Annotated in this window: 16 protein-coding genes; 4 read left to right on the top strand and 12 right to left on the bottom strand. The window is 68.7% G+C overall.

Annotated features, from left to right (window positions below; translation table 11 throughout):
• Positions 1-22 precede the first annotated feature (22 nt).
• The 11 genes from Aple_RS42895 to Aple_RS42945 all read right to left on the bottom strand — a co-directional run bounded on the left by Aple_RS42895 (position 23) and on the right by Aple_RS42945 (position 12,669).
• The gene (locus Aple_RS42895; RefSeq protein WP_155350521.1) at positions 23-925 is read right to left on the bottom strand and encodes an enoyl-CoA hydratase/isomerase family protein; all 903 of its coding nucleotides are present in this window, start codon (positions 923-925) and stop codon (positions 23-25) included.
• A complete protein-coding gene (locus tag Aple_RS42900) occupies positions 922-2,091 on the bottom strand; it encodes an acyl-CoA dehydrogenase family protein (protein ID WP_155350522.1) in 1,170 nt (389 codons plus the stop codon). Before Aple_RS42900 ends, Aple_RS42895 begins: the two co-directional genes overlap by 4 nt.
• A complete protein-coding gene (locus Aple_RS42905; RefSeq protein WP_155350523.1) occupies positions 2,088-3,779 on the bottom strand; it encodes a class I adenylate-forming enzyme family protein in 1,692 nt (563 codons plus the stop codon). Before Aple_RS42905 ends, Aple_RS42900 begins: the two co-directional genes overlap by 4 nt.
• Positions 3,776-4,636 carry an enoyl-CoA hydratase/isomerase family protein gene (locus tag Aple_RS42910; RefSeq protein WP_155350524.1) on the bottom strand — a complete coding sequence of 287 codons (861 nt, stop codon included), beginning with the start codon at positions 4,634-4,636 and terminating at the stop codon, positions 3,776-3,778. The genes Aple_RS42905 and Aple_RS42910 overlap by 4 nt, the downstream gene beginning before the upstream one ends.
• Before the next feature lie 55 nt (positions 4,637-4,691).
• Complete coding sequence (locus Aple_RS42915; protein ID WP_155350525.1) at positions 4,692-5,696, bottom strand: acyl-CoA dehydrogenase family protein; 1,005 nt, start codon at positions 5,694-5,696, stop codon at positions 4,692-4,694.
• Positions 5,693-6,829 carry an acyl-CoA dehydrogenase family protein gene (locus Aple_RS42920; protein WP_155350526.1) on the bottom strand — a complete coding sequence of 379 codons (1,137 nt, stop codon included), beginning with the start codon at positions 6,827-6,829 and terminating at the stop codon, positions 5,693-5,695. Before Aple_RS42920 ends, Aple_RS42915 begins: the two co-directional genes overlap by 4 nt.
• Positions 6,830-6,967: 138 nt before the next feature.
• On the bottom strand, positions 6,968-7,987 hold the full coding sequence (gene dmpG / locus Aple_RS42925; protein WP_155350527.1) for a 4-hydroxy-2-oxovalerate aldolase: 1,020 nt from the start codon (positions 7,985-7,987) through the stop codon (positions 6,968-6,970).
• Positions 7,984-8,940 (bottom strand): acetaldehyde dehydrogenase (acetylating), encoded by a 957-nt coding sequence (locus Aple_RS42930; protein WP_281361697.1) that lies wholly within the window; start codon positions 8,938-8,940, stop codon positions 7,984-7,986. Before Aple_RS42930 ends, dmpG begins: the two co-directional genes overlap by 4 nt.
• Positions 8,937-9,785, bottom strand: a complete 849-nt coding sequence (locus Aple_RS42935) for a 2-keto-4-pentenoate hydratase (protein ID WP_246265207.1) — start codon at positions 9,783-9,785, stop codon at positions 8,937-8,939. The genes Aple_RS42930 and Aple_RS42935 overlap by 4 nt, the downstream gene beginning before the upstream one ends.
• Positions 9,786-9,832: 47 nt before the next feature.
• Positions 9,833-11,137 carry an acyl-CoA dehydrogenase family protein gene (locus Aple_RS42940; RefSeq protein WP_155350529.1) on the bottom strand — a complete coding sequence of 435 codons (1,305 nt, stop codon included), beginning with the start codon at positions 11,135-11,137 and terminating at the stop codon, positions 9,833-9,835.
• Entirely contained in the window at positions 11,134-12,669 is a 1,536-nt protein-coding gene (locus tag Aple_RS42945; RefSeq protein WP_170321951.1) for a class I adenylate-forming enzyme family protein, read from the bottom strand. The genes Aple_RS42940 and Aple_RS42945 overlap by 4 nt, the downstream gene beginning before the upstream one ends.
• A gap of 221 nt (positions 12,670-12,890) precedes the next feature.
• On the opposite strand from Aple_RS42945, the gene Aple_RS42950 reads away from it, so the two are divergent.
• Complete coding sequence (locus Aple_RS42950) at positions 12,891-13,697, top strand: enoyl-CoA hydratase/isomerase family protein (RefSeq protein WP_155350531.1); 807 nt, start codon at positions 12,891-12,893, stop codon at positions 13,695-13,697.
• Between the two features lie 452 nt (positions 13,698-14,149).
• Complete coding sequence (gene tnpC, locus Aple_RS42955; protein ID WP_155350532.1) at positions 14,150-15,607, top strand: IS66 family transposase; 1,458 nt, start codon at positions 14,150-14,152, stop codon at positions 15,605-15,607.
• A 3-nt stretch (positions 15,608-15,610) separates the two neighbouring features.
• Here tnpC and Aple_RS42960 read toward each other — a convergent pair whose 3' ends face one another.
• Entirely contained in the window at positions 15,611-16,597 is a 987-nt protein-coding gene (locus Aple_RS42960) for an integrase core domain-containing protein (protein ID WP_170321952.1), read from the bottom strand.
• Positions 16,598-16,783: 186 nt separating this feature from the next.
• Between Aple_RS42960 and Aple_RS56525 the strand changes: the two genes are divergently transcribed.
• Positions 16,784-17,038 (top strand): integrase core domain-containing protein, encoded by a 255-nt coding sequence (locus Aple_RS56525; RefSeq protein ID WP_373869703.1) that lies wholly within the window; start codon positions 16,784-16,786, stop codon positions 17,036-17,038.
• A gap of 121 nt (positions 17,039-17,159) precedes the next feature.
• Positions 17,160-18,383, top strand: a complete 1,224-nt coding sequence (locus Aple_RS42970) for an IS701 family transposase (RefSeq protein WP_246265209.1) — start codon at positions 17,160-17,162, stop codon at positions 18,381-18,383.
• The last annotated feature ends 194 nt before the right edge of the window (positions 18,384-18,577 follow it).

Consider the following 18,577-nt stretch of genomic DNA (forward strand, 5'->3'; position numbering starts at 1 on the left):
TCTCGATCTGCTATCTGGCCAGCTACTTGAAGCCGAGGTCGGTCCAGGGGCGGTACACCGCCTGGAGCGCTTCCTTGGGCGAGGCGGCGCGCTCGCGCTCCTTGAAGAGGTTGATCTCGTCGTCTCTCCACTTGAGATTGGAGAAGAGCGGATGCGCGACGCTGGCGAAGTTGCGCCACTGCGCCAGGCCCTGGAGGTTCCAGAACATCTTCATCGCCTGCCGGCCGATCATCAGGCCGTCGGTTGAGTGCGCGGCGATCGCCTGCGCATAGCGCATCGTCTCGTCTGCCAGGTCGTCTCGGGGCACGACCGAGGCGATGAAGCCCCATTCGTGGAGCTCTTGGCTGGTCACGGTTCTGCCGGTGAGCAGCAGCTCGTAGCCTCGGTTGATGCCGAGGCGGCTCAGGAGGACCGGCAGCCCCATGTCGAGGCCGGCCAGACCGATACGACTCTGGGGCCTGCCGAAGAACGCGTCGTCGGAGGCGACCACGATGTCGCAGAACAGGGCGAGCCGGAAGCCGAGCCCGATCGCCGCCCCTTGAACGGAGGCCACGACCGTCTTGTCGCACAGCAGCAGCTCGTCGGCCCAGATGTCCTCGATCTCGTTGATGTGCCGGATGCGCGACGACTGCGGCGGACGTCGGTCGCCGCGGGCGATCGACTGGCTGTCCATCGGCGTCTTGTTGATGTCCTCGCCTCCGCAGAAGTTCTTCCCGGCGCCGGCGAGGATGATGACCTTGATGTCATCGTCGGACTGGCACGCGCGCAGGTGGCGGGCGAGCAGCTCATTCATCTCCGGGGTCGCGACGATGTTGGCCTTGTCCGGCCGGTTCAGCGTGATCCGCGCGATGTGCCTCGCCGGGTGGTCCAGCACCACCAGCTCGTCCGCCGCGTGCTCATCTGCCCGCCCATTGGTCGATGTCATGAAGCCTCTCCGATGTCGTCTCGTCCGGGTTCATCGCCGAGAAGCTCACTGGCGAGCCACTCGAGGTGCCGGTGTGGCTGGCCGAGGTACGCCGCCGAGGACTTCGCGCGCCGTAGGTAGAGATGCGAGTCGTCCTCCCAGGTGAAGCCGAGCCCGCCGTGCACGTGCAGGGCGGAGGTGGCGATGCTGGTGAGTGCCGTCGACGCGCGTACCTTGGCCAGGCTGGCTGCTGTCGTCAGCTGGTCGGCGTCCTGGCCGGTGCAGCGGCGGGCGTGGTAGACCGCACTGCGCGCTCCTTCCAGCTCGACGAGCATGTCGACGCATCGGTGCTTGACCGCCTGGAAGGAACCGATCGCTCGGCCGAACTGGACGCGCAATCCTGCATAGCCGACGGCTCGGTCGAGGGATCGGCTCGCGGCTCCCACCTGTTCGCAGGAGTGGGCGATGCTGGCGATGGCGAGCACTTGGCGAGTCGGGAACGCGTCCGCCGCTGCGGAGATCAGCTTCGCTGGCACGTCGCTGAGAGCGACCGCCGCCGCGGCGCGGGTGAGGTCGAGGGTGTCGAGTGGCCGAACCTGGACGGCGGCTGCCGACGGGTCGACCGCGAAGAGCCGGTCGATGCCGCGATGCTGCGCGATCACGAGGAGCACGTCGGCGTCGGCGGCACCCACGACGTAGGACACGGTCCCGGACACGCGGAACGCGCCGGGGGCCGTGCCGTCCTCGACGGCGCGGAGCTTCGTCTGGGAAACGAACGGTGCGCACGCGGTACCGAGTACGAGCGTGGTGAGGGTCGTACCGTCGTGGATGCGGCCGAGGAGGTCAGTGGCGGCGGACGTCGGACCGCACGCCAGCAGCGCGGGTACGGCCATCGCGACCGTCGGCAGCAGCGGCGCCAGCGCCAGATGCCGGCCGACAGACTCCATGACGACGCACAGGCCACGGAACCCGAGGCCGGCGCCGCCGAGGTGCTCGGGGCTTGCGACGCCCGCCAGGCCGAGCTCGCGCGCAGCCCGGGTCCAGGTGGAGCGGGGGTACGGGGCGCCGTCCTCGATCCTGGTCCGACTGGTCGGGAGATCGTCGTGGACGCGTATGAACTCCTCGACGACCTGCGCGACGGTGGCCTCGTCCTCGGTCACCATCAGGCCGGACGGCGTCGTGCTCACTCGAGGGCTCCTGTCAGTAGCTCGAGCCAGGCCGGGTCGCCTTCGCGGTCGAGTAGCTCGTGAATCACGATGCGGCGGGCGTGGCCGAGGTCGACCTTGTGGGTGGGGGTGAACTTCAGCCTGGACTCGTCCACGAGGACGACCCGCCGCGGAACCTTGTAGCCGGACAGGAGGGTCCGCAGGTAGGCGGTGACCTCGGCTTCGTCCACCGTGTCGTCTGCGGGAACGGCGCACAGGATCAGGACCTCTCCCCGATCAGGGTGCGGGACGGCCACCGCGGCGACGCGCCGGAGACGGTGCCATCCAGTCAGGGCGTTCTCGACCTCCACCGGTGACACGTTCGTCCCGCCGGACCTGATCACCGAGTCGGCTCGTCCGCGGAAATAGAGTCGACCCTCCTCGTCCAGCAAGCCGAGGTCGGAGGTCGGGAAGAACCCCTCCTCATCGAAAGGCAAGGGCTGGTCGTCGTAGCGGATCATCAGCGAGTCACCTCGGACGCAAATCCGGCCCACTTCTCCGAACGGGACGGTCTGTTCGGTGTCGGGATCGGTGACCTTGACCTCGGCACCGGGCACCACCCAGCCTTCCGAGCCGGCGACCTGCTCGGGATCGATGTCGGCCGGGAACGACGAGACCAGGGTGCACATCTCCGACAGGCCGTATCCGCCGGGGCTCCACCGCTCGGTGATCCCGAGGGCATCACGGAGCGGGCTGCGGCGGTGCACACCGCGCAGTGCCGAGAGGTCGAGGTCGCCGAACTTCGGGTGCGACACCATTTGGTGATCAAGATGCACCGGGGAGATCAGCTTTGTCGCCCGCTCGCGCTCGAGGAACGCCAGCGCGGACTCGGCGTTGAATCGGGGCATGGCCAGCAGCGTCGCGCCTGAGCTGAGTGCGGCCCCGAGGGACTTGCACAACCCGGAGGACCAGAAGTATGGCGACAGGCTCATCAGACGGTCGTCGGGAGTGAGCCGCAGCAGGTCGGAATACCGGTAGCTCTGCAGGCAGATCGCGCGATGACTGTGCAGGACGGCCTTTGGCATCCCCGTCGACCCTGAGGTGAACAGCAGCGCCGCGTCCTGCTCGGGACCCACCGCGGCCCGCTCTGGCGCCGGCTCGCGGTCGAGGACCGCGTCGTCGTCGAGGACGACAACCCAGTCGATGAAGCCGATCCTCTTCCCGACCGGGTACACCTGAAGGCCAACGGACACGAGTGAGTCGATTCCGGCCAGGGCACGGACGAACTCCAGGAGCTCGGGCGCGAGCCTGCTCGTGGTGACCAGCAGACGCGCGCCACTACGCTCGAGGCAGCCGCTGATCTCTGCAGCGGTTCCGAACGAGTTCAGCAGTACGCTCGCCGCGCCGGCCCGGGCCGCCCCATGCAGTGCGACGACGAACTGCGGGCCGTTCGGCAGCAGCAACGCCACCCTGGCCCCGTCTTGCGGATGCAGCTCAGCCAGCAGGTGCGCGAATGCCGCGGAGCGGTGCGCGAGCTCGGCATAGGAGGTCGACGTGGTCGGAGTGACGATCGCGGGCGCGTCTGCGAAGCGCGCGACCGAACGTTCGAGCAGTCCGGGAAGCGTGAGCTGCGTGGCCGGGTCGACCCCGAGCGCGGCGAGAAGTGTCTGGGCCGGCTGGCCAGCCCACCGTGCGAGGAGCTGCTGGCGGCCGGTGGCCTCCGTGGTCATGCGCCGCGCGCCTCCACGTACAGGGACAGCACGTCCAGTGGCTCCGCGGTGCGATCGGCCCACTCCGGCTGCCGCTTGTCGACGAAGGCCTTAGGGCCTTCCTTGGAGTCCGGGTGGTCCCAGTGGCCGCGGACCTGATCGAAGCCGTGCTGCATCCCGGCGAGCAGCGGCTGCCCGACAGAACCCCAGATCGCGAGCTTGCTCGCACGGATGGCGGCCGGGGAGTTCGCGGCGATCCCTCGCGCGATCTCGCGCGCACGCGTGAGCAACCGCTCGGCCGCGACGACCTCATGGACCAAGCCGATCCGGAGCGCTTCGTCGGCGTCCAGCCTGAGCGACCTGCCCATCACGGCAAGCCGCAGCGCCTGTCCGCCTCCGATGCGGTGGGCGAGCATGATCGGCTCCAGGGCGGCGACCTGGCCGACCGAGACGTGGGTGTCGGTGAATGTGGCGTGCTCAGAGGCCACCACGACGTCGCCGTCGGCGACGAAGTGGAGCCCGGCGCCGGCGCACACGCCGTTCACCGCCACGACGACAGGTAGGAGGCTGTCGTTGCGCAGCGCGGAGACCTTGCCTGCGTCCCGGACGTCGGTGGCCTTGGCGCTCTGTGGGCGAATGCCGCCCCGCTCCTTGTTCTCCCGCAGGTCCATTCCGGTGCAGAAGGCGCGCTCGCCGGCTCCGGTGACGACCGCGACGCGGCACGTCGGGTCCGCCTCGAGCTCATGCCACACGCGACGCAATGCGAAGTGGACATTCTCGCCGAGTGCGTTAAGCCGCTCGGGCCGGTTGATGGTCAGTACGGCGACAGGCCCCTCTCGAGTGAGCAGCAGCTCGTCGGTTCCGGTGGTCAGGTCCATGGCGTCTCCTTGTGGGGGTGGCGGCGGGCGGGGCGCCCTTCCGGGTCGGAGCGCCTCATCGCTTCGCGCTCTCGTGGCCGGAGGAGGCGAGTGCGCGCAGGAGGTGGGCACGCTTGAGGAAGCGGTGGCCGGCGAACTCCCAGGTGAACCCCATGGCGCCGTGGGTCTCCAGGCAGGCTTCGGCGTTGCCGAGGGCGGCGTCGAGCGCGATCGCCAAGGCGTCGTCGATTGAGGACGCCACGACCGCGGCTTCCGCGCCGACCTGATCCAGGGCGAACTCGAGGGCCGCACGTGCGACGAGCTCGCGGATCGCCATGTCGGCGCACCGGTGTTTGACGGCCTGGAAGCTGCCGATCGGCTGGCCGAACTGGTGGCGGGTCTTGGCGTAGTCGACGGTGGTGCGCAGGGTCCGGTCGGCGATCCCGACCGCATAGGCCGCGAGAAGGAGCCTGCTGGTCAGCCACAGCTGCTCCGCGGCCGCACCCTCGAGGACCGTCTGCCGGGGTGATGAGGCGTCGACGATGACCATGTCGGCGGCCGGATCCAGCAGCGCACTGCCGGCCCGGTCGCCGCCCTCGAGCGTCACCAGCTCGACCCGGTCGCGCGCGAGGAGGAGGCCGAGCCGCACGCCCTCGGGGGCGAAGAACAGCGACTGGCCGCCGTCGTGTGCCGGGCGCGGCCAGCCATCGCCCCAGCCGAGGAGACCGAAACCGACCCCCGCCGCGACCGCCTCGTCGATCGTCGGGATCGCGACGTCGGGCTGGGCGGCCAGCACTGCGGCATACAGGGCGGTGCCGAGGAAGGGACCGGGAGCCAGCCATCGGCCGACCTGCTCGATCACGACGACGAGTTCGTCGACACCGCCGTCCGCACCACCGAGCTCCTCTGGCAGCCCGATCAGCGGCCAGGCGAGCTCGATGGCCGTCTCCCACACAGCGAGGCGCGTGGCCTCGGCGGGGCTCTCGAAGGCGATCGGACCGTCGGCCTTCTCGGCGAGCACCCCGTCGACGGCTGAGGCGAGCGCGAGGAGGTCGGCCGGGTCCGGTGCGATCGTGCTCATCGGGGAAGTCCCAGAAGTCGATTGCCGATGATGTCGCGATGGATGTCCAGGGTTCCGGCCGTCACCTTGCTCCTCAGTTCGTTCAGGTACTCGAGGTTCCACGACCCCAGCGTCACGACCTCTTCGCCCTGGATCCGCATCGCGAGCCGGGTGAGGCGCCCCACAAGCTCGGAGTGGAAGACCCGTAGGACCGAACTGGCCCCCTGGGCGTGGGTGTGCGGCTTCAGGCTGCGGTGGACCAGTGCCCGCACCGCGAACGCGTCGCGGCGCAGAGCGTCCAGCTCGGCGCGGACGAGTGGGTCGGCCAGCGCGCCGTTCTTCTCCGCGTAGTCGCGCAGCTCCTCGATCCGGCGCAGCGTCCGGACCTGTCGGCCCATCATGGCTGAGCCGCGTTCGAAGCCGAGGGTCGACATCGCCACGCTCCACCCGTTGTTGAGTCCGCCGACGACGTTGTCGAGTGGCACCTCGACGTCGTCGAACGTGACTTCGGAGAACCTGGGGTTGCCCGTGAGGGTCTTGATGGGCCGGACGGTGACGCCTGGCGTCCGCATGTCGAGGATCATCCAGGTCAGCCCTTTGTGGCGGCCGGCGGACCGGTCGGTGTTGATCAGCAGCTCGCAGAAGTCGGCGAGGTGGGCGTAGCTGGTCCAGATCTTGCTGCCGTTGACGACGACGACGTCGCCGTGCACGTCACCGCGGGTGCGGATGGAGGCGAGGTCCGAGCCGGCCTCGGGCTCACTGAACCCCTGGCACCACAGTTCCTCCCCGCGCAGGATCCGCGGGATGTGTCGTTCTCGCTGCGCCTGTGTGCCTCGGGTGGCAACCGTCGGGCCGGCGTGGTTGAGCGCGATGAAGAGGCAGCCCACGTCGGGTGCGCCCGCGTTCGCCAGCTCCTCGTGGAAGATCATCTGCTGCGACACCGTGACCTCTCGGCCGCCCAGCTCGGTCGGCCAGCCCAGTGCCCCGAAGCCGCCCTCGAGCAGGGACCGCTGCCAGGCGGCGTCGTACGCCCGCCGGTCAGGCGTGTAGAACGCCGGGGCTGGCTTCTGCGGGATGTTCTCGCGCAGCCACGCCCGGATCTCAGCCCGGAAGTCGACGTCCTCGGGCGCGGGTGGGCTCCACACCTTGGTCACGCTCCTTCATCGTGGTCGTCGCTGGTCAGCGACGTCGCCTGCGCGGGCGATGTGGTCGATTTGACTGGCTGTGCGGCACGTCATCCACAGGACTCCCGATCATCGGGATCCGCTGGGCCGCGGCCGCGGGAGGGCCGCCTACGCTTCGGCGGTCTCGCGCGCGAGGTCGAGCGCGATGTCAACGATCATGTCCTCCTGACCGCCCACGAGGCGCCGTCGTCCGGCCTCGAGGAGGAGGGTGCGCACGTCCACGCCGAATCGGCCGGATGCGGCCTCCGCGTGGCGGAGGAAGCTGGAGTAGACGCCCGCGTAGCCCAACGTGAGCGTCTCCCGGTCGACCCGCACGGGCCGGTCCTGGAGCGGGCGCACGAGATCATCGGCGGCATCCTGAAGTGCGAAGACGTCGCACGAGTGCGTCCACTCGTACAGGTCGGCAACCGCGATGAACGCCTCGATCGGGCAGTTGCCCGCTCCGGCGCCCTGGCCTGCCAGGGACGCGTCCACACGCACGGCGCCCGCCTCGACCGCGGTCACGGAGTTGGCGACCGATAGCGAGAGGTTCTCGTGGGCGTGGATGCCGATCTGCGTGGTCGCATCGAGCACGTCCCGGTAGGCCCGGACCCGGGCGCGCACGTCTTGCATGGTCAGCCGGCCGCCGGAGTCGGTGACGTAGACGCAGTGTGCCCCGTATGACTCCATCAGCGCGGCCTGGGCGGCCAGCTCCTCCGGCGGCGCCATGTGGCTCATCATCAAGAACCCGGCGACGTCCATGCCCAGAGAGCGAGCGGTTTCGATGTGCTGCGCGGCGACGTCAGCCTCGGTGCAGTGGGTGGCGACCCGGACGGAGCGCACCCCGAGCTCGTGCGCCCGCCGGAGGCTCTCGACGGTCCCGACCCCGGGGAGTAGCAGGGTGGTGAGCACGGCACGCGAGATGTTCGACGCCGCCGCCTCGAGCCACTCCCAGTCGGTGTGGGAGCCAGGTCCATAGTTCACCGACCCCCCGGCCAGGCCGTCGCCGTGGGCGACCTCGATGGCGTCGACCCCGGCGGCGTCGAGGGCGGCCACGATCTGCCCCACCTGGGCGGGGCCGATTCGGTGGCGGATCGCGTGCATCCCATCACGAAGTGTGACGTCCTGCACGTACAACGTCTTGGTCACAGTCGTTCCCCTCCGTGGGCCGCGATGCGCTCGGCGACCCGCAGCGCCGCTGCGGTCATGATGTCCAGGTTCCCGGCATATGCCGGGAGGTAGTGGGCCGCGCCTTCCACTTCGAGGAAGACCGAGACCTGGTGGGTCGGGCGGCTCGCGCCCGGGATGAGCAAGGTCTCCACTGGCATGTCATCGGGGATCGGGCTGACCAGGACTTGCTGCTTGAGCCGGTAGCCCGGGACGTATGCGGCCACGTCGGCGACCATCTTGACGACCGACTCCTCGATCTCCGCGGCCCGGTCGTCGCCTCCGAGATCAGCCAGGCAGAACACCGTGTCCCGCATGATGAGGGGCGGCTCAGCCGGGTTGAGGATGATCACTGCCTTGCCGCGTGCGGCTCCACCCACCTGCTCGATCGCGTGCGAGGTGGTCTCGGTGAACTCGTCGATGTTCGCGCGCGTGCCGGGTCCGGCCGACCGGGAGGAGATCGAGGCGACGATCTCGGCGTACGCGACCGGGACGACCTGGGAGACGGCCGCGACGATCGGGATCGTCGCCTGGCCCCCGCACGTCACCATGTTCACGTTCGGCGCCGCGAGGTGGTCGTCCAGGTTGACCGCTGGGACGACGAAGGGGCCGATCGCAGCGGGGGTGAGGTCGATCAGTCGCTTGCCGAAGGGCTCGAGGATCCGCTGGTTCGCCAGGTGGGCCTTGGCCGAGGTCGCGTCGAAGACGATCCCGATCTCGTCGAAGCCTGGCATCTCCGTCAGCCCACGGACGCCCTCGTGGGTCGTGGGGACACCCATCCGCGCGGCCCGTCGGAGCCCGTCTGAGGACGGGTCGATGCCGGCCATGGCGCCCATGCGCAGGTGCTTGGAGTGTCGCAGCACCTTGATCATGAGGTCGGTGCCGATGTTGCCCGATCCGATGATCGCGACAGCGGTGCCGTCGGCGTCATTCACAGGTCTGCTCCTCGTCGTGAAGCGGGGTCGTGAGGCGGGCCGCCGGACGGCGGCGAACTGAACTCGATGGCGACCCGTCCGAGGCTCGAGAGCTCGGCCGAGACGCAGCTGCCGGCGCGTGCCGGGGCCATCGGCCCGAGGGCGCCGGAGAGGACGACCTGCCCGGCGCGCAATGGTTGCCCGTACTCCCGCGCCCGCCTGGCGAGCCACCGGAGCGCGTTCAGGGGGTCGCCCAGGCAGGCGTCGCCAGAGCCGGTGGAGACGGTCGTCCCGTCGACGGTCATCTCCATCACGACGGCCACGGGCTCGAACTCCGCCAGGGTCAGCTTGGTCGTGCCGAGCACGTACAGGCCGCTCGAGGCGTTGTCGGCCACGGTGTCCGAGAACTGGATGTCCCATCCGGCGATCCGGGAGTCGACGATCTCGATTGCCGCGACGGCGTACTCGACCGCCGATCGGCACTGCGCCGCGTCCAACGGACCTTCGGCGAGGTCGGCGCCCAGCATGAAGGCGACCTCAGCCTCGACCTTCGGTTGGATGAGTCGTTGGATCGGGACGAGCTCGTGGGCGGTGACGTCCATGTCGTCGAGCAGCACGCCGAAGTCGGGCTGATCCACGCCGAGCTGCTCCTGCACTGCTGCCGACGTCGCCCCGATCTTGCGGCCAACGACGCGGGCGCCGTCGTCGACCGCATGCTGAACGAGTATCTGCTGGACGGCGTACGCGACCGCGAGGTCTTCGGTGCCGATCAGGTCGCGCACCGGCTCGCAGGGGACCGCCGAGTTCATCGCCTGCCGTAACCGCAGAGCGGCTGCGGCGACGCGCTTTCGCTGCTGAAGGCTCATCGCACTCGTCATCTCAGGGCTGTCACCATGCTCGGTCACGGGGGAGGTCACCGGCTGCGGTCGCTGGGGTCGTCGGCGGCGGGCTGGCGGGATCGTCGGACATCGCGCCACGGGCGACAGCTCTCCGCGCTGGGTTCACGAGGAAGTCCGAGGACCCGCTCACCGCACAAGGACTTCGTGATGTCGAGGGTGCCGCCGGCGATCGTCTTCGCCTGGACCCGAAGGTAGGACCATGCCGTCTTCGCGTGCCAGTCATCATCGGGCTCCCAGGCGATGCCCGCGAGATCCTCCAGGTCGACGGCGAGGGCCTGGAGAGCCTGGCTGTGGGCCGTGCTCATCAGCTTGGTCACCGTCCCGTCGACGGCGCCGGTGACGCCGCCACCTCGACCGGCCCGACGCGCCTCACGCGAGCGCTCGATCGTCAGGCGTAGCGACTCACCGGCGATCCATGCCTGGACCGCTCGCGCGCGCAGGTCGCGGTCGGTCGCGCGCGCCGCCCGACGCAGCACCTCCTCGACAGAGCGGCCGGCGATGACGCCCGGTTGCACGCCCGCGCCCGAGTCGGAGCTGCGCTCGTGGGTGAGGATCGTCCGAGTGATGCCCCAGCCCTCACCGAGCGCCCCCAGCCGGTCGAAGTCGGAGACCACGACGCCATCGAGGAACACCTCGTTGAACTCGGCATCACCAGTGATCTGACGCAGCGGCCGGATCTCGACCCCCGGTGCGGTCATGTCGACGAGAAAGACGGAGATCCCGTCGTGCTTGGGAACGTCGGGATCGGTGCGGGCCAGCAGGATCCCGCGGGTTGCGACGTGGCCGAGGCTCGTCCACACCTTCTGGCCGTGGACCACCCACGAGTCGCCGTCGCGCACCGCCCTGGTCGAGAGGGACGCGAGGTCGGACCCGGCGCCGGGTTCGGAGAAGAGCTGGCACCAGATCTGGGTCTGGTCCGCGATCCGGGGCAGCAGCTCTCGGCGCTGCTGCTCCGACCCCCAGCGCAGCAGAGCGGGGGCAACCATGTTGAGACCGATCGGGTTGCGCGCACGCGGGGTCTTGAACCGGCGCAGCGTGTTCGCGATGACACCGACGTGCTCGGGCCCGAGTCCCAGCCCTCCGTACTCTCGAGGCCACGACGGGGCCACCAGTCCCGCCTCCGCCATCGCCGTCCACCAGGCGGGCTCGTCGAGCTGCTCGCGCAGCACCTTGAGCTCACCGCTGTCGCTGCTCGCGATCGCCTCCTCCCAGCCTTGCGGCAGTCGCTCACGCAGCCACTCGGTCAGCCACGTTCGGAGCTCCTCGAGTGAGAGCCCGTCGATCGGGCCCGGGTCGCGTTCGGTCACGTGGGAGGTCATCGTGTGGGAACCAATCGGTCGAGCCGCTCGAGGATCTCCGCGGTCGCGGCGGCGCGATCGACCTTCTCGCGGGCGGTCAGCGGGATCCGAGGCAGGTCGACGAAGTGACGGGGGATCTTGTACGGCGCGATCTCGGCTCGCAGCAGGTCGGGCAGGCGCTCGCGGTCTTCCCGGGCGAGGTTCACGACGCCGGCCACCGGGATCTGGCCGAGTCGATCGTCGGGGACGGGGACCACGACTACCGCCTCAACCAGGCCGGTCCGCTCGATCGCGCGCTCGACATCCGCCGGGAAGACGTTGAAGCCGCCGACGATCAACATGTCGCTGAGGCGGCCGGTGACGAACAGAAAGCCGTCCTCGAGGTAGCCGATATCGCCGGTTCCGATCCACGGCTGCTCGGCGCCTCCCTTGCGAACCACGATCTCTCCGGTTTCCGGTGAGTCGCCACCAGTGGCGCCGCTCTCTTGGTCCGCAGCCTCATCTGTCGTGTCGGGTGCCTTCGACGTGTCGATCCGTACCTCGACGCCGACGCCCAGCCGCCCGACCGAGTTGGCCGGCTGACGGCCTAAGACGACATCGGTGTAGCGCACATGTGCCACTGGTCCGACCTCGGTCGAGCCATAGGTCGCCAGGATCGGCACGCCGTACCGCTCCTCGAATGTGCGCCGGGTGGTCAGCGGCAAAGGCGCGGTGCCCGCGGTGATGTACTTGACCGAGGACAGGTCGACCTGCTCGGAGGTCGTGGCCAGGGCGTGCAACATCGCCGGGACCAGCTGCAGCACGTCCACTCGGTGCTCGGAGACGAGCGCTGCCAGCCTGACGACGTCGAACTTCCGCAAGAGCACGATCCGGCGGCCCACCCACAGGCGCAGCACGAACGCGTGCAAGCCCGCGATGTGACCGAACGGGTAGAGGATGACACCTGGCGGCACGGCATCGGGCGCGACGGTCTCCCGGAAGCCTCGCTTCCTGGAGTACACCGCCACCATCTGCCGGGCGGAGTCGGCGAGGTCGCGGTGGGTGTGCCGGACCAGCTTCGGAGTCCCGGTGGTGCCAGAGGTGGCGAAGATGCAGGCGACTGTCTCCGCCGACACGGTTGGCATCTCGTCGTTCGCGACGGGAACGATCTCGCCGTCCGGCGAGCGGAGCCGGCCGTCGTCGTCCACCTCGAGGATCGGCGGGCCGCCCTCGAGTTCGCTCAGATCGCCGTAGCCGCGAATGGTCACGACGAGCTCGGCTTCAGCCGCTCGGGTGAGGGCGCCGACCTCCGTGGGACGCAACAGACCGCTCAGGATCACCGCCGACGCACCCCGTCGCCACACCCCCAGCAGCACGGCGGGCCAGCGGCTGTCGTTAACCAGGTGCAGCGCGACGATCGACCCCGGCCCAACCCCGACGGAGGCCAGCTGACGCGCGGCCTGCTCGGCTCGATCGTCGACCTGGCCATAGGTCGCGAAGCCGGCTCCGGCGTCAGCGATGAAGTCCGCCTCACGGTCAGAAGCCGCACGCCACGCGAATGCCTCTGCCAACATCACCGGCTCCACACCACTCATCGGCGTTCGGTCTCCTGAACTCTCGGGTCGCATGTCACTGTTCGTCAGCGGTTCCCGATTCCATCGCCGAGCGATGCGCACCGTCAGCACAATCCCGATGACCGGGAACGATGCGTACTGGCTCACATCCACCGAGATAGACCGTCTCTGGCGCCGTCGGACACAGCGCCCGACCGATCAACCCACACGGATGGAGCACGATGACGTCCCCGGAGAACGACGAGGCCTCGCAGGGAGCGAGGCTGGTCACGTTCGAGGCGATCGACGACGTCGGCCGCATCACGATCGCGAACCCGCGGTATCGCAACGCGATCAGCTCGGTCGTCTCGGCCGGCATCTGGGATGCGTTCGAGTCAGCGGAAGGCGACGACCGGGTCAAGGCGGTGGTGATCCGGGGCGTCGACGACAGCTTCTGCGCCGGGGCCGACCTCCGAGAAGTCAGGAAGCCCGCCGCTCGATCGGCGACTTCGGACAAGCGTCGCCGCGGACTCGTTCCCTACCTGGGCTGGACGTTCACGCTGTCGAAGCCGCTCATCGGCGCCGTGAACGGTCCCGCGTACGGCGCCGGGTTCATGCTTGTCCAGAACTGTGACCTCGTGGTCGCGTCTCCGCGGGCGAGGTTCGCGGTCCCCGAGGTCCGCTGCGGTCTCAGCGGCGCGTGGGCCTCCGCGCTGCCCCGTTGGCTGCCGCCCCGGGTGGCCATGGAGTTGCTGCTCACTGGTGAGCCGCTCACAGCGCAGCGCGCCTACGAGCTCGGCATGATCAACCGGCTGGTTCCTCCCGACCGGGTTGACGACGAGGCTCTTGAACTCGCTCGCGCGATCGCGAGGTTCCGACCGGCGAACGTGCGGGCCAGTCGAGACCTCGTCCGACATTCGGTCGAGGCAGATCTCGATGCACTCCTCAACGCGGGATACGAGCTCTTCCGACCGGTTCGCGACGAACAGCGCGCGGCTCGAGCCGAGCACGACAAGTGGAAGGCAGGAGAATCGGGTGCTCAAGGCTGAGGAGGACCGGATCGATCCGAGCAGCCCGTCTCGCATCGTTCGACGAGCCCCCGACGAGTTCGGTCGGCCGCAGCACCTGGATCGGTCCGCCTGGTGAAAGACAGGTTTGTGAGGTCAGTGTCCGGCTTCGCTGGACAGGCTGGCGAGCAGTAGGTTCTCCGGCCGCCGCATCGACCTGGCCGCGCATTCGGGGGCAGCGCGCGGAAGAACGAGATCGCCCACAGGCCGACCCTGTGCCGTGCCAATACTCGTGTACTGGCTCTCACCTGGGATGCAAGCGATCACTAAGCCGCTCGCCGGTACTGATTGATCAATCCCGAAACAGCCTTGGTCCGTCGGACCGGCGCCGTATCCATTCAGGCCTGCCGCTGAGCTGTGGGTTGGTTTGGGGTAGACGCGCCGGTTTCTGCTGAATGCGGGGATCTTGGGATGGGTCGCCGTAGTTTGAGCTCGTGTCCGACCCCCAGGAGCTCAGCCGTGCGGAGCTGTTGACCGCTCTGGATGAGCTGCGGGCCGCGATCGCGGAGCGGGATACCGTGATCAGGACGTTGCTGGCTGAGGTCGAGCAGCTGAAGCGGCGTGCAGGGATGGACTCCTCCAATTCCTCGATGCCGCCGGGTTTGGACGGTCCGGCGGCGCGGGCCAGACGCGCCAAGAAACCGAAGAAGCGCTCGCCCCGGCCGCGCGGTGGGCAGGCCGGGCACGAGGGACATGCACTGGCCTGGCGGAACGATCCGGACCAGATCACCATCATCGCTCCCCAAGCATGCGCCGGGTGCGGCCACAGGCTGGCCGATCTGCGGGGAAAGGTCGTCGCGCGGGTGCAGGTGTTCGACACCCCGCCGGTGAAACTCCAGGTCACCGAATATCGGATGGTCAAGGTGACCTGCCCGGCCTGCTGCCGGACGACCCGGGCGGCCACCCCGGCGGGGCTGGCCGGGCCCTGCTGTTACGGCCCGAACGTCCGCGCCGCGACCGCGCTGCTGGCTTGCGCCGGGCATATGAGCATCAGCCGGGCCGCCGACCTGATGGGCGTGCTGCTGGACGCGCCGGTCTCCACCGGATTTACCGGCGGCCTGGTCAAGCGCGTCGCCTCACGGCTGGCCGGCTTCGAGACCGCGCTCAAGAACGCGTTGCGGGCTGCGCCGGTGCTGAACCACGACGAGACCCCGGCGAGGGTCGCCGCCGACGATGACGATCGGCTGCTGTATGTCTACACCGCCCGCGCCGGTCGGCTGGTCTGGTTCGGCGCCGCCGACAACCGCGGCCATGACGCCCTGGACGGGTTCGAGATCCTGCCCGGCTATCGGGGCACCCTGGTCCGCGACGACTACACGGGCTACGACAAGGACCTGGCCGCAGTTCAGCTGTGCTGCGCGCATCTGCTCAGATCATTGCGCGGCATCGGCGAACTGGACCCCGACGGCAGCCGGGTGCAGCGCTGCTGGACCGAGCCGGTCATGAGCACGCTGACCGACGCCAAGGCCGCGGTCGCCAAGGCCCGCGCCGACGGCGCCATCGCCGTGGATGCGGAGGTTCTGGACGGGCTTCGCACCCGCTACGACCAGGCGGTGGCCTGGGGCATCGCCACCAACGCCCACCGCGACTGGCCCAACGGCCGACATCCCGGCTACACCCTGGCACGACGACTGCAGACCCGGGCCGCGCAGGTCTGGCGCTTCACCGCCGACTTCGCCGTGCCCTTCACCAACAACCCCGCCGAGCAGCCCCAGCGCATGGTCAAACTACAGATGAAGATCGGCGGCTGCTGGCGCAGCGTGCGCACCGCCGCCCGCTACTGCCTCATCCGCTCCTACCTCGGCACCGCCCGCAACCACGGCATCCACCCGCTCGATGCCCTCCGCGACGCCCTGGCCGGAAACCCCTGGATGCCACCACAAAACGCCTGATCATCACAGGCGTGAATGGATACCCGGCGCCCTCATATCGATCACCCGGCCGGAGTCGTGCAGTGGCGGCTTCTGATCGCGGGACTGATGCGGACGATGATCGTTATAGTGCCGCTCGAAATCGGCGAGCACCCGGCGCAGATGCCGCTCACCATAGATCAGCAGATGATCCAGGCACTCCCGTCGCAGGGTCCCGGCAAACCGCTCCGCATAGCAATTCGCCCGCGGCGCCCGCGGCGGGATCTTAACAATCCGGATGCCCGATTCGGTGAACACCTGGTCGAAGGCCCGGGCGAACTTGCCATCGCGGTCCCTGATAAGGAACTTAAACCGGCCAGCACACTCCCCCACCTCCATCAGCAGATTCCGGGCCTGCTGAGCGGTCCACACCCCGGTCGGCTTGGCGGTCACGCCGAGGATGTGAACGCGCCGGGTTTCGATCTCCATCACGAAGAAGATGTACAGCCGCTTGAGGAACACCGTCTCGACGTGGACGAAGTCGCAGGCCAGCAGACCAGCGGCCTGGGAGGCCAGGAACTGTCGCCAGTTCGGTGAGGCCTGACGTGGAGCCGGGCCGAGCCCGGCCGCGGCCAGGATCCGGCGGATCGTGCCCTCCCCCACCCGATGCCCCAGGCCGATCAACTCGCCCCCAATCCTCCTGTATCCCCACCGAGGATTCTCGGTAGCCAGGCGTATGACCAGGTCGCGCACTTGCTCTGGGATCGGCGGGCGGCCGGTGCCGCTCGGGTAGGCCCAGTGCCGCTTGACCAGTCTGCGATGCCAAGCCAGCAGGGTGCCCGGCGTCACGATCCGATGCGTCCGGAGCCAGCGCGGAAGATGTCGGATGAGCGCGGCCAGGATCGCCCGGTCGGCCCAGTCCGGCCGCGGATGAGCGACCTGGCGGCGCAGCACCGCCACCTCATGCCGCAACACGAGGATCTCCAGTTCCTTGGAGGCGTCGCTGCGGACCACCAGGATCAGCCAGCCCACGACTCGGATGAAGATCAGATACAGCAAACGGAAGCACACGAGCAGCGACAATAACCCCGCAGGTCAACCACCGTGCACGAGTATTGGCACACCACACCACCCAAAACCTACACAACCCTGACAAAAGATCTTGCTAAGGCCGCTTGACGAACATAGGAGCATCCCACACTCGAAAGCGAACGCACACTGCGAAAGGATCATCGGCACCTTCGCCGCGAGTTGCTCGACCGCATGCTCATCCTCAACGAGCAACATCTACGCCGAGCGCTCACCCGCTACCTGCAGCACTACAACACGGCCCGGCCTCACCGCGGCATCGGGCAGTTGTCCCCATCGCAAGCCGAAAGCGGACCGCCAACCCCAATCGACCTGGCCACACATCGAGTCCATCGCAGAGCGATCCACGGCGGCCTTGTCAGCGAGTACCAGATCGCCAGCTGACACCGCCAAGAACCGGCAGGTCAGAAATTGAATCCTATCATTGAGCCCCACAGGTACTACATTCGTAGATCGTTTCAGTGTTTGAGGGGCGCCAACATGCCGGATCCGGCATGGTCTGCGGGTGTCGTTACCCCTCTTCTACGATCTGGTCATGTCCTGGGACGCCGAGCTGACGGCCCTGACCGAACGAATCGGACGCTCGCTGTTCGTCCGGCCCGAGCCGCGGGCGAACTTCGCCGATCTGGTCCGCGGCCTGCTGGCCGACGTGCCACGCAAGAATTCGTGGCAGTTGTCCGACCATGTCGGGCACGGTACCGCCAACCGGTTCGAGCACTTGCTGGACCGCGCGAAGTGGGATGCCGAGGCGCTGCGTGAGCAGGTCCGTGACTACGTGGTGGAGCATCTGGCCAGCCCGGATGCGGTGATCATCGCGGATGACACCCAGGCGATCAAGAAAGGTGATCGGTCGGTCGGAGTCGCCCCTCAGTACTGCGGCTCTACCGGGCAGGTGGAGAACTGTCAGGTCATGCCAATGCTCACCTACGCCTCGGCGGCGGGGCACGCGTTCATCAACCGCCGCTTGTACCTGCCGGAGTCCTGGGCGCATGATCCGCGGCGGCGGGCGATGGCCGGGGTGCCCGAGGACGTCGTCTTCGCCACCAAGCCCGGCTTGGTGATCGAGATGCTCGCGGTCGAACTGTCGGCGGGGACCCCGTTCGCGTACCTGGCCGGCGATGCCGGCTACGGGCGTGACCCCGAACTGCGGGCGTTCTGCCACCGCACCGAGCGTCCGATCGCCTATGTGATGGCTGTCCCGGTCGACCTGCCCCTGGTCACCGTGCACGGGCAGAGCGAGCCGGCCGGGCACGTGCTGGATCGGCTGCTCGCGCTGGGCGATGCCGGGTTGTGGGAACGCCGCTCGTGCGGACAGGGCGCCAAAGGCGTGCGGCTGTTCGACTGGGCCGCCGTCGCGGTGCATGTCAAAGACCAGCAGCCCGCCCCTGGGCATGGACACATGCTGCTGCTGCGGCGCAGCGTCGCCGACCCCGCCGAGATCGAGTTCTTCCTGGCCCACGCCCGGGTGGGCACCGCGATCACTGAACTGATCCGCATCGCCGGGATGCGCTGGAAGATCGAGGAGAACAACGAGCAGGGCAAAGACCTGCTCGGCCTGACCCAGTACCAGGTCCGCAAGTGGACGCCGTGGCATCGCCACGTCACCACCGTGATGCTCGCACTGGCCTTCCTCACTGTCACCCGCGCCCGTCTGACCGGCATGGATGCCCCCACCGTTCGTGAGGACGAGCAGGGAAAAGCGCTGGTGCCCCAGGTGCCTTCGGGGTAAACCCTCCCCCTCTTATCCGCCCGTCTCTGGCCGAGATCCGCCGGGTCCTGGCCCGGCTGTTCCTCCCCGCGACATCTCTGGTCGAGCACGTCCTGACCTGGTCCAACTTCCGTAGGCGGCACCAGACACGAGCGCTGATCAGCCATTACCGAAGGCGAGGAGACCCGCTGCCTTGCGATCTACGAATGTAGTAC

The organism is Acrocarpospora pleiomorpha, assembly GCF_009687885.1.
GTDB lineage: Bacteria > Actinomycetota > Actinomycetes > Streptosporangiales > Streptosporangiaceae > Acrocarpospora > Acrocarpospora pleiomorpha.